Origin of the sequence: Salmonella sp. 3C, from assembly GCF_025426275.1 — a bacterium.
Lineage (GTDB): Bacteria > Pseudomonadota > Gammaproteobacteria > Enterobacterales > Enterobacteriaceae > Salmonella > Salmonella enterica.
This window is the reverse complement of record NZ_CP104858.1, coordinates 200,348-215,836: the sequence shown is the minus strand read 5'-3', so window position 1 is coordinate 215,836 and position 15,489 is coordinate 200,348. Positions and strand designations below refer to the sequence as shown.

Here is a 15,489-nt window from a genome sequence, read left to right as displayed (position 1 = left end):
GGCAATGGAATTCGCTTTTTATATCTGTGGCCTGATAGCCATCCTCGCGACCCTGCGAGTGATCACCCATACCAATCCGGTACACGCGCTGTTGTATCTGGTGATATCGCTACTGGCGATTTCCGGGGTGTTCTTTTCGCTGGGCGCTTACTTTGCCGGTGCGCTGGAAATTATCGTCTACGCGGGTGCCATCATGGTGCTGTTTGTGTTCGTGGTGATGATGCTCAACCTCGGCGGCAGCGAAATCGAACAGGAACGCCAGTGGCTGAAGCCGCAGGTGTGGATTGGTCCGGCGGTTTTGTCGGCCATTATGCTGGCGGTCATTGTGTACGCCATTCTGGGCGTTAACGACCAGGGCATCGACGGCACGCCGATTAGCGCGAAAGCGGTGGGCATTACGCTGTTCGGGCCTTATGTTCTGGCGGTCGAACTGGCGTCTATGCTGCTGCTGGCAGGCCTGGTGGTGGCGTTCCACGTCGGTCGTGAAGAGCGTGCGGGCGAAGTGCTAAGCAACCGCACCGATGACCGCGCGAAAAGAAAAACGGAGGAGCGCGCATGATCCCCTTAACACATGGACTGATCCTCGCTGCGATTTTATTCGTCCTGGGTTTAACCGGTCTGGTTATCCGCCGCAATCTGCTGTTTATGCTGATCGGGCTGGAAATCATGATTAACGCCTCCGCGCTGGCCTTTGTGGTCGCCGGGAGCTACTGGGGCCAGACCGATGGTCAGGTGATGTACATTCTCGCCATCAGCCTTGCGGCTGCGGAAGCGAGTATTGGACTTGCACTGTTGCTGCAACTCCATCGCCGTCGCCAGAACCTGAACATCGATTCAGTAAGTGAGATGCGTGGATGAACATGCTTGCCTTAACCATTATTCTGCCATTGATTGGCTTTGTACTGCTGGCGTTCTCTCGCGGACGCTGGTCGGAAAATCTCTCCGCGACCATTGGCGTGGGCTCCGTTGGTCTGGCGGCGTTGGTGACAGCGTTTGTCGGGATGGATTTCTTCGCCAACGGCAAACAGGCGTTCAGCCAGCCGCTGTGGACGTGGATGTCGGTCGGTAACTTCAACATCGGTTTTAATTTGGTGCTGGACGGCCTGTCGCTGACCATGCTCTCTGTGGTCACCGGCGTCGGCTTCCTGATCCACATGTTCGCGTCCTGGTACATGCGTGGGGAAGAGGGCTACTCTCGCTTCTTCGCTTATACCAACCTGTTTATCGCCAGCATGGTTGTTCTGGTGCTGTCCGATAACCTGCTGTTGATGTACCTCGGCTGGGAAGGCGTGGGCCTGTGCTCTTATCTGTTGATCGGCTTCTATTACAGCGATCCGAAGAATGGCGCAGCGGCAATGAAAGCCTTCGTGGTGACCCGTGTCGGTGACGTGTTCCTCGCCTTCGCGCTGTTCATTCTCTACAACGAACTGGGCACGCTGAACTTCCGCGAAATGGTCGAGCTGGCGCCAGCGCACTTTGCTGACGGCAACAACATGCTGATGTGGGCGACGCTGATGCTGCTGGGCGGCGCGGTCGGTAAATCTGCGCAGCTACCGTTGCAGACCTGGCTTGCCGACGCGATGGCCGGTCCGACGCCGGTCTCCGCGCTGATCCACGCCGCTACCATGGTGACCGCCGGTGTCTACCTGATCGCACGCACGCATGGCCTGTTCCTGATGACCCCGGAAATTCTGCATCTGGTGGGTATTATCGGGGCGATTACGCTGGTCATGGCGGGTTTCGCCGCGCTGGTGCAGACCGACATCAAACGCGTGCTGGCCTATTCCACCATGAGCCAGATTGGCTACATGTTCCTGGCGCTTGGCGTACAGGCGTGGGATGCGGCGATTTTCCATCTGATGACCCATGCGTTCTTCAAAGCGCTGCTGTTCCTGGCGTCCGGTTCCGTCATTCTGGCCTGCCATCACGAACAGAACATCTTTAAGATGGGCGGTCTGCGTAAGTCCATTCCGCTGGTGTATGCCTGCTTCCTGGTGGGCGGCGCGGCGCTGTCGGCGCTGCCGCTGGTCACTGCGGGCTTCTTCAGTAAGGATGAGATCCTGGCTGGCGCGATGGCGAACGGCCATATCAATCTGATGGTGGCGGGTCTGGTCGGCGCGTTCATGACCTCCCTGTACACCTTCCGGATGATTTTCATCGTATTCCACGGTAAAGAACAAATTCATGCTCATGCAGGGAAGGGGATTACCCACCATCTGCCGCTGATTGTCCTGATGATTCTGTCTACCTTTGTTGGCGCGCTGATTGTGCCGCCGCTGCAGGGGGTGCTGCCGCAGACAACTGAACTGGCGCATGGTCGTGTGTTGACCCTGGAAATTACCTCTGGCGTAGTGGCGATTGCCGGCATCCTGATTGCCGCATGGCTGTGGCTGGGTAAACGCACGCTGGTGACGTCGATCGCCAACAGCGCGCCGGGCCGCCTGCTGGGGACCTGGTGGTATAACGCCTGGGGCTTTGACTGGCTGTACGACAAAGTATTCGTCAAGCCATTCCTCGGTATCGCCTGGCTGCTGAAGCGCGACCCGCTTAATGCGTTGATGAACATTCCGGCTATCCTTTCCCGTTTTGCAGGCAAAGGCCTGGTACTGAGCGAGAACGGTTATTTGCGCTGGTATGTGGCATCCATGAGCATCGGCGCTGTCGTTGTGCTGGCACTGTTGATGGTACTGCGTTGAGTTTGTTGGCTGGATGAACGACTGCCGGATGGCGCAGTGCTTATCCGGCCTACAAACCCAAAAATAATTTTTAGAATTCGTTGAAAATCTGTTCCTGAAGTACAGGCGTCATCGGCGAAGTCAGACCGGATACCGCCAGCGCACAGCAACCGGAGCGTACTGAAGTACGTGAGGATGATTCGCGAAGCTCACCCCTACGGGGCCGTCCTTACGGACGTTCAAAACGCGCTGCGTTTTGTGTGAGCACTGGCAGGATTTGGGCTGACGAGTGAGATAGCCTGAGCAGGAGTAAATATAAGGGACATACTTAGCTATGTTATTACCCTGGTTGATATTAATCCCCTTTATCGGCGGCTTTCTGTGCTGGCAGACCGAACGCTTTGGCGTGAAGGTGCCGCGCTGGATAGCGCTGATTACCATGGGGCTGACGCTGGCGCTCGGTCTGCAATTGTGGTTGCAGGGCGGCTACTCACTGACGCAATCCGCCGGTATTCCACAGTGGCAATCTGAATTTGTCCTGCCGTGGATCCCGCGTTTTGGCATCTCTATCCATCTGGCGCTCGACGGACTGTCGCTGCTAATGGTGGTGCTGACCGGCCTGCTCGGCGTTCTGGCGGTGCTTTGCTCCTGGCGAGAAATCGAAAAATATCAGGGCTTCTTCCACCTGAACCTGATGTGGATCTTAGGCGGCGTTATCGGCGTGTTCCTGGCCATCGACATGTTCCTGTTCTTCTTCTTCTGGGAAATGATGCTGGTGCCGATGTACTTCCTGATAGCGCTGTGGGGCCACAAAGCTTCTGACGGGAAAACGCGTATCACGGCGGCAACCAAGTTCTTCATCTACACCCAGGCAAGTGGTCTGGTGATGCTGATTGCCATCCTGGCGCTGGTCTTTGTGCACTACAACGCGACCGGCGTGTGGACCTTCAACTATGAAGAGCTGCTGAACACGCCGATGTCCCACGGTGTGGAATATCTGCTGATGCTGGGCTTCTTCATCGCCTTCGCGGTGAAAATGCCGGTGGTTCCGCTGCATGGCTGGTTGCCGGACGCGCACTCCCAGGCTCCGACCGCCGGTTCCGTTGACCTGGCGGGTATCTTGCTGAAAACCGCCGCTTACGGTCTGCTGCGTTTCTCCCTGCCATTGTTCCCGAACGCGTCGGCGGAGTTTGCGCCTATCGCCATGTGGCTTGGCGTTATCGGCATTTTCTACGGCGCGTGGATGGCCTTTACCCAATACGACATCAAGCGTCTGATTGCTTATACCTCCGTTTCCCACATGGGCTTCGTGCTGATCGCTATCTACACCGGCAGTCAGCTGGCGTACCAGGGCGCGGTGATTCAGATGATTGCACACGGTTTGTCCGCAGCCGGTCTGTTCATTCTGTGCGGCCAGTTGTACGAACGTCTGCATACGCGTGACATGCGTATGATGGGCGGCCTGTGGGGCAAGATGAAGTGGTTGCCTGCGCTGTCCATGTTCTTTGCGGTGGCGACGCTCGGTATGCCGGGCACCGGTAACTTTGTCGGCGAATTTATGATTCTGTTCGGCAGCTACCAGGTGGTGCCGATGATTACCGTGATCTCCACCTTTGGGTTGGTATTCGCCTCTGTATACTCGCTGGCGATGCTGCATCGCGCTTACTTTGGTAAAGCGAAGAGCCAGATTGCCAGCCAGGAACTGCCAGGGATGTCGCTGCGCGAGCTGTTTATCATTCTGTTGCTGGTGGTGCTTCTGGTACTGCTTGGCTTCTATCCGCAGCCGATTCTGGATACCTCGCATTCTGCGATGAGCAACATCCAGCAGTGGTTTGTTAATTCTGTTACTACTACAAGGCCGTAAATCGCCATGACAATAACTCCACAACACCTGATTGCGCTGCTACCGCTGCTGATCGTCGGCTTGACGGTGGTGGTTGTGATGCTCTCCATTGCGTGGCGACGCAATCATTTCCTCAATGCCACGCTGTCGGTCATTGGGCTTAACGCTGCTCTGGTTTCGCTTTGGTTTGTCGGCCAGGCTGGGGCAATGGACGTCACGCCGCTAATGCGCGTTGACGGCTTTGCGATGCTCTACACCGGGCTGGTGCTGCTGGCGAGCCTCGCCACCTGCACCTTTGCCTACCCGTGGCTTGAAGGCTATAACGATAACCAGGAAGAGTTCTACCTGCTGGTGTTAATCGCCAGCCTGGGCGGAATTCTGCTGACGAACGCCAACCATCTGGCGGCGCTGTTCCTCGGTATTGAACTGATCTCACTGCCGCTGTTCGGCCTGATTGGTTATGCTTTCCGCCAGAAACGCTCGCTGGAAGCCAGTATCAAATACACCATCCTCTCCGCCGCCGCCTCGTCTTTCCTGCTGTTCGGGATGGCGTTGGTGTACGCGCAGTCCGGCAACCTGTCTTTCGAAGCGCTCGGTAAGAGCCTCGGCGATGGTATGCTGCACGAGCCGTTGCTGCTGGCGGGCTTTGGCCTGATGATTGTCGGTCTGGGCTTTAAACTCTCTCTGGTGCCGTTCCACCTGTGGACGCCAGACGTTTACCAGGGCGCGCCTGCGCCGGTTTCCACCTTCCTGGCGACGGCGAGCAAAATCGCTATCTTCGGCGTGGTGATGCGTCTGTTCCTGTATGCGCCGGTAGGCGACAGCGAAGCGGTACGCGTGGTGCTGGGCATTATCGCCTTTGCCTCTATCATCTTCGGTAACCTGATGGCGCTGAGCCAGACCAACATCAAACGTCTGCTCGGTTACTCTTCTATCTCTCACCTCGGCTATCTGCTGGTGGCGCTGATTGCCCTGCAGAGCGGCGAGATGTCGATGGAAGCGGTAGGCGTTTATCTGGCCGGTTATCTGTTCAGCAGCCTCGGCGCGTTTGGCGTGGTCAGCCTGATGTCCAGCCCGTTCCGCGGCCCGGATGCCGACTCCCTGTACTCTTACCGTGGTCTGTTCTGGCACCGTCCGGTTCTTGCCGCGGTGATGACGGTGATGATGCTGTCGCTGGCAGGTATCCCAATGACGCTGGGCTTTATCGGCAAATTCTACGTGCTGGCGGTCGGCGTTCAGGCCAGCCTGTGGTGGCTGGTCGCCGCCGTGGTGGTGGGTTCCGCGATTGGTTTGTACTACTACCTGCGCGTTGCGGTGAGTCTCTACCTGCACGCGCCGCAGCAACCGGGACGCGACGCGCCGACAAACTGGCAGTACAGCGCAGGCGGTATCGTGGTGCTGATCTCCGCGTTGCTGGTGTTGGTACTGGGCGTCTGGCCGCAGCCGCTGATTAGCCTTGTGCAACTGGCGATGCCGCTGATGTAATGCCGCGTTGATGATGTCAATAACCGCCGATTTATCGGCGGTTGAGGCTGATGAGCAATACCTGAGCCTCTAAATGTTGGATTGCATCCAACTTATGAAAACCTGTGACGCATAGAGACCATAGACTCGTTGGGTGAGGCGTAGCCGAAACCCAACACTTTTCCGATGAACGCAGAGCCGGATGTTGGGCGGTTCCGTAAGCGCCAGCGGTTTCATATGGGTAATTCACAATAATTGTCGAAGTGATAAACATATGGCCCATTACTCCGCTATAAAAATTATAACGTGACTGTCATTTCTCAGGCATCGCTGATAAAAACTCAGCAGTTTGTCCATTTCTTGCATCAGGCAGTGGAACAACTCTCCCAACTGTTTTCGTGACCCGTTTCCCGGATAAATGTCTATCTCATCGACTTCAATGGGAAAAATTTGATCTGAAGCGTATTTCTGTCAGCGTTTTTCAAGGCGTCCGATCGCGCTCACTTCATTATTTCATGTGACGGCGGCATATAATATCTTTCCATCAATAACGTGAGTGTCGGCACGGCTTAATGGATTGCTGTTTGGTGGGTTGTAAAAGGAAGTATCGGCGAGGGCACAGTGCAGATAGTCCCCCATCTTATATATTCACTTTTGGTAAATCGGTCACCTGTAAATAGTGTTCTTCACGCAGAATCTGTGGGTCGAACGCCAGCAACTGATTAAGCCGTTCATCTTAAACGTAAATATTATTTACCTCAAAAATATAATTATCTTTTTTATTATTGGTGGCTATTAACGCAGGTAAAATTATTTTCTACTTTCGTCATGCTGATAATAAAAGTAAAGCGGAATATAATGCAGGACATCTGCAGAGAATTACCCGAATATAATTGAAAAGGAATTTGTATGCTTAACGGAAAAACATTAATGCTGTTGTTGGGTGGGGTTATTCTCTCGGGCTGTGGGCCGGAGCCCTCCGACCCGCAGGGAAATAATCCGGCTGAGTTAAAACAGAAGCGGACTATCCAGAAAGAAAATAGCGCTCAGGCCGGGGATGACACTGTCCAGAAAAGACAAGCCGAGGCCGCCCAACAGGCTGCGAAAAAAGCAGCCGAATATGCTGAAGCCAAAGCCCTGGCAGATGCCAAAGCGGCATCTCTGGCAACAGCCGAAGCACCGCAATATGTAATGCAGACACGTGCCGCGGCACCAAAAGCGTTCGCTGCACAAGGCGGTAATGTAATGGGGACCGCGCGTTACGAACACTACGATGAAAATCCGATTAAACAGGTAAGTCGGGCGCCGCTCGCCACGTTTAGTCTGGATGTAGACACTGGCAGCTACGCTAACGTGCGGCGCTTTCTGAATCAGGGACAACTGCCGCCGCCGGAAGCCGTGCGGGTAGAAGAGATGCTCAATTATTTTCCCGCGCCTCAGCCCGTTGCGGATAAGCAGGATAACACTAAACCCATTGCGGCCTGTATACCGATGCCATTTGCGGTTAAATACGAACTGGCTCCCTCGCCGTGGAACGCGCAGCGTACGCTATTAAAAGTTGATGTTCAGGCCCGGGACATGCAGACCAGAGATCTGCCACCTGCCAACCTGGTTTTTCTCATTGATACTTCTGGTTCTATGCAGCCAGCGGAACGCCTGCCGTTGATCCGGTCGGCGCTAAAACTGTTGGTGAACGATCTGCGTGCGCAGGATAACATCACTATTGTGACCTACGCGGGCGGCACTCACGTCGCGCTGGCGTCTACAGCGGGAAATAACACAACCGCGATTAAAGCGGCAATTGATAATCTGGATACTTACGGGAGTACCGGTGGTGAAGCGGGATTACGGCTAGCCTACGAGCAGGCCGAAAAAGGGTTTATCAAAGGCGGCGTTAACCGCATTTTGTTGACCACCGACGGTGATTTTAACCTCGGTATTACCGATCCCAAAGACATCGAAGCGCTGGTAAAAAAAGAGCGTGAGAAAGGTATTACCTTATCTACGCTGGGCGTCGGCGATGACAATTTCAACGAAGCCATGATGGTGAGGATTGCTGATGTGGGTAACGGCAATTACAGCTACATCGACTCCCTCTCCGAGGCGCAAAAAGTCCTCAAGGATGAGATGCATCAAACGCTGGTCACCGTTGCCAAAGATGTAAAATCGCAAATCGAATTTAATCCGCAGTGGGTGACTGAGTACCGGCAGATTGGTTATGAAAAACGCCAACTGCGCGACGAGGATTTCAATAACGATAAGGTTGATGCCGGTGATATCGGCGCGGGTAAACACGTCACGCTATTCTTTGAACTGACGCTTAACGGGCAGAAAGCCTCGGTGGATAAACTGCGCTACGCTCAGGACAAAGCCGCCTCAAAGCCAACAAAATCAAGCGAGCTGGCGTGGATCAAATTGCGCTGGAAAGCGCCGCAGGGCAGCGAAAGTACATTAGCCGAGCTCCCGGTCGTTATGGGAAAGATGCCGATCTTTGCTGACGCCTCTGAAGATTTTCGTTTCCGCGCGGCGGTAGCGGCTTTCGGGCAAAAACTGCGTGGCTCAGAAACGCTGGCAGATACGACCTGGCCGCAAATTATTAAATGGGGTGAACAGGCGCGCGGGGAAGATAAACAAGGCTATCGCGCGGAGTTTATTAAACTGGTAAAACTGGCGGAAGGCTTGTCTCACTAAGCGTCAGGGGATGCCTGTACTGTAGGCATCCCCTGTTACGTCAGGCGCTTTTGCGGCTGATCAGTGGTCCCTGGCTGTTTGTTGCTGCGCGCTCCAGCACTTCCTGAATGACCGAAGAGAGTTCGTTAATCTCAAACTTGGCCACGTAGCCGTCGGCCTGCACTTTACGTATATGATCTTCATTGGCGCTGCCGGAAAGGGAAGAGTGGATAACGACCGGGATCTTTTTCAGCCGTTCATCGGTTTTAATTTTACGCGTTAACGTAAAGCCATCCATCTCCGGCATCTCAAGATCTGTCAGGACCAGCGCGATTTTCTCGCTAATTGGCTTACCTTCGGCCTCCGCTTCCTGCGCCAGTTGCTGGATTCTCTCCCATGCATCCTTGCCGGTCACATGCATCTGGTGCGGAATTCCCATCGCGTTCAGCCCTTTTTCCAGCATCGCGCGGGCGACTTTGGAGTCTTCCGCCACAATGGCTACCGCGCCAGGGGTAATATAAAATTTATTGGTCTTCAGATTGGTGGCGCGCAGATCGTGGCTGGAGGGGACAATATCATAAAGGATCTGCTCAACGTCGAGCACCAGCGCCAGGTTGTTGGTTTCTTTGTTATCATCCAGGCAGGCAATACTGGTGATGTAGCGACCGTTGACGGCTTTCTCGGCGGTATGCACCTGTTGCCAGTCAAGACGCATAATATTTTCCACCGACTCGACGGCAAATGCCTGTACGCTGCGCGCATATTCGGTGATCAGCAAAATATTCAGCCCGGTTTCCGGCTTGCATCCCGCTACCGCTGGCAAATCAATCACTGGAATGACCTGATCCCGAATATTGACCATGCCCAATAGCGGCGCTTTCATGCCTGCCGGGCGCGTAAAGGCGGGCATTGGTACGATTTCGCGCAGCTTAAATACATTGATGCCGAACAGCTCTGACTTCTGTTCATGCAGCGATGTACCAAGACGGAATAACAGCAGTTCAAAACGGTTGGACAGGGTTAAATTGGCCCTGTCATCAATATCTTTCTGAAAATTGTCCATCCTAACCTCATTATGAAAGCCTGCCTTTTTTAGTGTTATCGGCAATGAGGACAAAAAATGGAGCGCTAAACCGGGAAAACAGAAAAATCGTAAGCCAGCTCCGTCGCCGGGAAAATAGCGCGGCATTCCGCCAGTAAGCGCTGACAGCCTTTATCGTCATAGCGTGAGCTAATATGGGTCATGATCAGCCGACCGACGGCAGCTTCCCGCGCCAGCGTCGCGGTTTGACGGGTGGAGCTGTGTCCGCGAGCGTTGGCTTTCTCCTCCATTGACGCATCCAGCGTGGTTTCATGGACCATCACATCCACACCTTGCGCCAGCGCGAGGGCGGCCTCGCAGGGCGCGGTATCGCCGAAAATCGCCACTGATTTCCCGGCCACGGCGGGAGCAAGGTAGTCGGCGCCATTGATCTGCCTTCCATCGGCAAGCGTGACGGTTTTTCCTGCCTTCAACGCCTGAAACAGCGGGCCGGGCGTAACGCCTGCGGCTTTTAACGCCCTGGCATTCAGCGCGCCAGGCTTGTCATGTTCAACAACGCGATATCCGTAGCACTCCAGTGGATGCTCCAGCCTGAACGCGGTCACTTTACGCAGACCGTCGTCAAGAATATCGCCTGCGCTAATTTCTTCAATTTGCAACGGAAAATCGGTCCATGAACCGCTAAGACGCAGTGTGGTTGCAATAAACTCACGCACGCCTTGAGGCCCGTATACGGTTAGCGGATGGGGGTTCCCCGCCATCGACCGGCTGCATAGCAGACCCGGCAGGCCAAACAGATGATCGCCGTGAAGATGGCTGATAAAAATGCGCTCAAGCTTACCGGGATGAAACGCGGTATTAAGCATTTGATGCTGTGTCCCTTCGCCGCAATCAAAAAGCCATACTCCCGGCTGCGTTGGATGTTGCAGATGTAATAAAATTGCCGTTACATTGCGTGAGCGCGTGGGAACGCCTGCGGACGTACCTAAAAAAATTAATTCCATCTTGTCCATACACGTTTGGTTATCGTTTAACCCAAGATTACCACAACACAGGAGCGCATCATGATTGACTGGCAGGATCTCCACCATAGCGAACTTACCGTTCCTCAACTTTACGCGTTACTCAAATTGCGCTGCGCGGTCTTTGTGGTAGAACAGCGCTGTCCTTACCTGGATGTGGATGGCGATGATTTAGTCGGCGACAATCGGCATATTCTGGGCTGGCATCAGGATGAGCTGGTGGCGTATGCGAGGATTCTGAAAAGCGATAACGAATCAGACCCGGTTGTCATTGGCCGGGTGATCGTCAGCGATGCCTGGCGAGGGGCGAAACTGGGCCAGCAATTAATGGCGAAAACGCTGGAATCTTGTGGGCGGCACTGGCCGGATAAGCCGCTATATCTGGGGGCGCAGGCGCATCTACAACCTTTTTATGCGCGGTTTGGTTTTATTCCGGTTACCGATGTTTATGACGAAGACGGCATTCCGCACCGGGGAATGGCGCGGGAGGTTCATCAGGCATAAACCGAAACCGTTGACTATAGTTAGGAGCAGGTGTTAACACAACGGAGAATGAGAATGTCATATCAATTTGGTGAATCACGTGTTGATGATGATCTGACTTTGCTCAGCGAAACGCTGGAAGAGGTTTTACGTTCCTCAGGCGATCCCGCCGATCAAAAATACATTGAGCTGAAAGCCCGCGCGGAACAAGCGCTGGAAGAGGTGAAAAACCGCGTAAGCCATGCGTCGGATAGCTATTATTACCGGGCAAAGCAGGCCGTTTATAAAGCGGATGACTACGTTCATGAAAAACCCTGGCAGGGTATTGGCGTAGGCGCGGCGGTAGGACTGGTGCTTGGACTGCTGCTGGCGCGGCGCTAAATCCCCCCACTGAACAGAATTGCAACCCTCCCTAAATGAGGTACTGCTTTTTTAGGGCAGTACCCCGTATAATGTGGGGTTTTTAACAGGGAGGGTCCGCGTGCATTCTATTACTACTGCGCTGGAAAATCTGACGCGTCAGCTATCGCAAGAGATACCGGCGACGCCAGGGCTTTGCGTTTTCGATGCGCCTTTCCCTTTAAACGATGCCTTCGATGCATTGAGCTGGCTGGCCAGCCAGTCATCCTTTCCGCAATTCTACTGGCAACAGCGCAATGGCGACGAAGAAGCTGCCGTTCTCGGGGCCATCACCGTATTTTCATCGCTCGATCTGGCGCAACGGTTTTTACGTCAGCACGCGCAGCCTGACCTGCGTATTTGGGGGCTGAATGCGTTCGAGCCGAAAGAGGGCTACTTATTGCTGCCGCGGCTGGAGTGGCGACGTAGCGGTGGTACGGCGACCTTACGCTTACATCTGCACAGTGACGTTTCGCTACGCGATGATGCGCGCCAGGCGAAAGCGTTTCTCGCTTCTCTGGTCGGCATTAAGCCTATTCCGGCGCTACGCCTTTCGCTCACGAGCGAACAACACTGGCCGGACAAAGACGGTTGGGTGAAGCTGATTCAGCAGGCCACCCACACCATTGCGCAAGAGGCGTTTGATAAAGTTGTGCTGGCGCGGGCCACCGACTTACAATTCTCCCGTCCGGTCAATGCCGCCGCGATGATGGCGTCCAGTCGTCGTTTAAATCTCAACTGCTACCACTTTTTTATGGCCTTTTCCGCCGATACCGCCTTTCTGGGATCATCGCCGGAGCGGCTCTGGCGGCGGCGTGAAACGGCGCTGCGTACCGAAGCGCTGGCTGGGACGGTGGCGAACCATCCGGATAACCATAAAGCCTGGCAGCTTGGCGAATGGTTAATGAAAGACGATAAAAACCAGCGAGAAAATATGCTGGTTGTCGAAGACATCTGCCAGCGACTGCAAAACTGCACCCACTCGCTGGATGTGCTGCCGCCGCAGGTGCTCAGACTGCGCAAGGTTCAGCATTTGCGCCGCTGTATCTGGACGGCGCTTAATCAGGCGGACGACACGCTCTGCCTGCACCAGTTACAGCCTACCGCAGCGGTCGCCGGGATCCCTCGTGAACCCGCGCGTTGTTTTATAGAACAACATGAGCCGTTCGAACGTGAATGGTATGCCGGGTCGGCAGGCTATCTCTCCACGCGGCAAAGTGAGTTTTGCGTGACGTTACGTTCAGCCAAAGTGACGGCCAATGTGGTGCGATTGTATGCCGGCGCGGGAATCGTCCGCGGCTCCGATCCGGAACAGGAATGGCAGGAAATAGATAATAAAGCGGCCGGGTTACGTACCTTATTGCAGATGGATGCGTAATGAGTCACATATTCCCGACCCATATCAATAATCCATTTTTGCAGCTCTTTATACTTAGTCCCAATGATTGATACCGGACAAACTCATGTCAGTAAGTGCATTTAACCGGCGCTGGGCGGCGGTCATCCTGGAAGCCTTAACCCGTCATGGCGTCAGGCATGTTTGTATCGCCCCTGGTTCCCGTTCCACGCCGCTCACGTTGGCGGCGGCAGAGAATCCTGCTTTTATTCACCATACGCACTTTGATGAGCGTGGGCTTGGTCATCTGGCGTTAGGGCTGGCGAAAGTCAGCCAACAGCCGGTTGCCGTTATTGTCACTTCAGGTACCGCCGTGGCGAACCTCTATCCGGCGTTGATTGAGGCGGGGCTGACGGGCGAGAAGCTCATTTTACTTACCGCCGATCGCCCGCCGGAGCTGATTGACTGCGGCGCCAACCAGGCGATCCGCCAGGCGGGGATGTTTGCCTCGCACCCCTCCCAAACTCTGTCGTTGCCGCGTCCCACGCAGGATATTCCGGCGCGCTGGCTGGTGTCGACCATCGACAATGCGCTCGCCATGCTTCATGCGGGCGCGCTGCACATTAACTGTCCTTTTGCCGAACCGCTGTATGGCGATATGAATGACACCGGTCTGGTCTGGCAGCAGCGCCTCGGCGACTGGTGGCAGGATGAAAAGCCCTGGCTGCGCGAAGCGCGTCGACTGGCAAGCGACAAACAGCGCGACTGGTTCTTCTGGCGACAAAAACGCGGCGTTGTCGTCGCCGGGCGTATGAGCGCGGAAGAAGGCAAAAAAGTGGCGCAGTGGGCGCAAACTCTGGGATGGCCATTAATTGGCGACGTATTGTCGCAAACCGGGCAGCCGCTGCCGTGCGCCGACCTGTGGCTCGGCAACGCCAAAGCGGTTACCGAACTGCAGCAGGCGCAGATTGTCGTCCAGCTTGGCAGTAGCCTTACCGGAAAACGCTTACTGCAATGGCAGGCAACCTGCGAGCCGGAAGAGTATTGGGTAATCGACAATATTGAAGGTCGTCTGGACCCGGCGCACCATCGTGGACGCAGACTGGTAGCGAAAATCGCCGACTGGCTGGAGATGCATCCGGCGGAAAAACGTAAACCGTGGTGTGTAGAGATCCCGCGTCTGGCGGAACTGGCGTGGCAACGGGTGGTCGCGCAGCGAGACACCTTTGGCGAAGCGCAGCTGGCGCACCGTATCCGCGACTATCTGCCGGAGCAGGGGCAATTGTTCGTGGGCAATAGTCTGGTGGTGCGTCTGATCGACGCGCTGTCACAGTTGCCGGCCGGCTATCCGGTATACAGCAATCGCGGGGCAAGCGGCATTGACGGCCTGCTTTCCACGGCGGCGGGCGTGCAGCGCGCCAGCGCTAAATCGACGCTGGCTATCGTCGGCGATTTATCCGCGCTGTACGATCTTAACGCGCTGGCGTTACTACGTCAGGTATCCGCGCCGTTTGTGTTGATTGTGGTCAACAATAACGGCGGGCAAATCTTCTCCCTGCTGCCGACGCCGCAAAGCAAACGTGAGCGCTTTTATTTGATGCCGCAAAACGTCCATTTTGACCATGCGGCCGCCATGTTTAACCTGCGCTATCATCGCCCGGAAAACTGGGAAGAACTGGAGTCTGCGCTGGCTGGCGCGTGGCGAACCCCGGCGACAACGGTGATTGAGCTGGTGGTAAACGATACGGACGGCGCGCAGACGTTGCAGCAACTTTTGGCTCAGGTAAGCCATCTATGATGTTGCACGCGCAGCACATGCCCGGACAGCCTGGGACGTCCTCGCTGGTTTTCCTGCACGGTTTTTCTGGCGATTGCCGCGAATGGCAGCCGGTTGGCGAACAGTTTCACGGCTGTTCGCGGCTCTATATTGACTTACCGGGACATGGCGGATCTGCGGCTATTCCGGTCGGCGGCTTTGCCGATGTCATCAGATTACTGCGCGCTACGTTAATTAGTTACAACATACTAAAGTTTTGGTTGGTGGGATACTCTCTTGGCGGCCGGGTGGCGATGATGGCAGCCTGCCAGGGAATACCAGGCCTGTGCGGCCTGGTGGTCGAAGGCGGTCATCCGGGGCTGCAAAATGAACAGGCGCGCGCTGAAAGACGATTGTCCGACGGGCGCTGGGCAGAGCGTTTTCGTCATGAACCCTTGACTGAGGTTTTTCACGACTGGTATCAGCAGCCGGTGTTCGCCTCGCTGACGGCGCAGCAAAGACAGGCGCTAACGGCGCTGCGTAGCCAGAATAACGGCGAAACGCTGGCTGCGATGCTGGAGGCGACATCGCTTGCCGTCCAGCCGGATTTACGCGAGGCGCTCAACGCGCTGGCATTTCCGTTTTATTATTTATGTGGCGAACGCGACAGCAAATTCCGTGCCCTGGCGCAGGAAGTGGCGGCGACATGCCATGTTATTCGTAACGCCGGACACAACGCGCATCGGGAAAACCCCGCTGGCGTGGTAGACAGTCTGGCTCAGATTCTGCGTCTCTGACT

General features: G+C 55.3%; 14 protein-coding genes. 11 read left to right on the top strand and 3 right to left on the bottom strand.

What is annotated here, in order from left to right; translation table 11 throughout:
• Window positions 1–4 precede the first annotated feature (4 nt).
• The 5 genes from nuoJ to nuoN all read left to right on the top strand — a co-directional run bounded on the left by nuoJ (window position 5) and on the right by nuoN (window position 6,003).
• Entirely contained in the window at window positions 5–559 is a 555-nt protein-coding gene (nuoJ, locus tag N7E69_RS00975) for an NADH-quinone oxidoreductase subunit J (RefSeq protein ID WP_000393524.1), read from the top strand.
• The gene (nuoK, locus tag N7E69_RS00970; RefSeq protein WP_000612687.1) at window positions 556–858 is read left to right on the top strand and encodes an NADH-quinone oxidoreductase subunit NuoK; all 303 of its coding nucleotides are present in this window, start codon (window positions 556–558) and stop codon (window positions 856–858) included. Before nuoJ ends, nuoK begins: the two co-directional genes overlap by 4 nt.
• Window positions 855–2,696, top strand: coding sequence for an NADH-quinone oxidoreductase subunit L (gene nuoL, locus N7E69_RS00965; protein WP_001056577.1), 1,842 nt, complete (start codon window positions 855–857; stop codon window positions 2,694–2,696). Before nuoK ends, nuoL begins: the two co-directional genes overlap by 4 nt.
• 313 nt (window positions 2,697–3,009) lie before the next feature.
• On the top strand, window positions 3,010–4,539 hold the full coding sequence (gene nuoM, locus N7E69_RS00960; protein WP_000926428.1) for an NADH-quinone oxidoreductase subunit M: 1,530 nt from the start codon (window positions 3,010–3,012) through the stop codon (window positions 4,537–4,539).
• 6 nt (window positions 4,540–4,545) lie between these two features.
• Window positions 4,546–6,003, top strand: coding sequence for an NADH-quinone oxidoreductase subunit NuoN (gene nuoN / locus N7E69_RS00955; protein WP_000156675.1), 1,458 nt, complete (start codon window positions 4,546–4,548; stop codon window positions 6,001–6,003).
• 261 nt (window positions 6,004–6,264) lie between these two features.
• Here nuoN and N7E69_RS00950 read toward each other — a convergent pair whose 3' ends face one another.
• On the bottom strand, window positions 6,265–6,372 hold the full coding sequence (locus N7E69_RS00950) for a hypothetical protein (RefSeq protein WP_001674899.1): 108 nt from the start codon (window positions 6,370–6,372) through the stop codon (window positions 6,265–6,267).
• 519 nt (window positions 6,373–6,891) lie between these two features.
• Between N7E69_RS00950 and N7E69_RS00945 the strand changes: the two genes are divergently transcribed.
• The gene (locus tag N7E69_RS00945) at window positions 6,892–8,673 is read left to right on the top strand and encodes a vWA domain-containing protein (protein ID WP_000931748.1); all 1,782 of its coding nucleotides are present in this window, start codon (window positions 6,892–6,894) and stop codon (window positions 8,671–8,673) included.
• Between the two features lie 40 nt (window positions 8,674–8,713).
• On the opposite strand, the gene N7E69_RS00940 is transcribed toward N7E69_RS00945, so the two are convergent.
• Both N7E69_RS00940 and rbn read right to left on the bottom strand, forming a co-directional pair.
• The gene (locus N7E69_RS00940) at window positions 8,714–9,715 is read right to left on the bottom strand and encodes a chemotaxis protein (protein WP_000368560.1); all 1,002 of its coding nucleotides are present in this window, start codon (window positions 9,713–9,715) and stop codon (window positions 8,714–8,716) included.
• Between the two features lie 65 nt (window positions 9,716–9,780).
• Complete coding sequence (rbn, locus tag N7E69_RS00935; RefSeq protein ID WP_000419093.1) at window positions 9,781–10,698, bottom strand: ribonuclease BN; 918 nt, start codon at window positions 10,696–10,698, stop codon at window positions 9,781–9,783.
• A 60-nt stretch (window positions 10,699–10,758) separates the two neighbouring features.
• On the opposite strand from rbn, the gene N7E69_RS00930 reads away from it, so the two are divergent.
• The 5 genes from N7E69_RS00930 to menH all read left to right on the top strand — a co-directional run bounded on the left by N7E69_RS00930 (window position 10,759) and on the right by menH (window position 15,487).
• Entirely contained in the window at window positions 10,759–11,220 is a 462-nt protein-coding gene (locus N7E69_RS00930) for a GNAT family N-acetyltransferase (protein ID WP_000568155.1), read from the top strand.
• A gap of 54 nt (window positions 11,221–11,274) precedes the next feature.
• Entirely contained in the window at window positions 11,275–11,580 is a 306-nt protein-coding gene (gene elaB / locus N7E69_RS00925) for a stress response protein ElaB (RefSeq protein ID WP_001522308.1), read from the top strand.
• A 100-nt stretch (window positions 11,581–11,680) separates the two neighbouring features.
• Complete coding sequence (gene menF / locus N7E69_RS00920) at window positions 11,681–12,976, top strand: isochorismate synthase MenF (protein WP_000555673.1); 1,296 nt, start codon at window positions 11,681–11,683, stop codon at window positions 12,974–12,976.
• 85 nt (window positions 12,977–13,061) lie between these two features.
• On the top strand, window positions 13,062–14,732 hold the full coding sequence (gene menD / locus N7E69_RS00915) for a 2-succinyl-5-enolpyruvyl-6-hydroxy-3-cyclohexene-1-carboxylic-acid synthase (protein ID WP_000116384.1): 1,671 nt from the start codon (window positions 13,062–13,064) through the stop codon (window positions 14,730–14,732).
• Window positions 14,729–15,487 carry a 2-succinyl-6-hydroxy-2,4-cyclohexadiene-1-carboxylate synthase gene (menH, locus tag N7E69_RS00910; RefSeq protein ID WP_000979152.1) on the top strand — a complete coding sequence of 253 codons (759 nt, stop codon included), beginning with the start codon at window positions 14,729–14,731 and terminating at the stop codon, window positions 15,485–15,487. Before menD ends, menH begins: the two co-directional genes overlap by 4 nt.
• The last annotated feature ends 2 nt before the right edge of the window (window positions 15,488–15,489 follow it).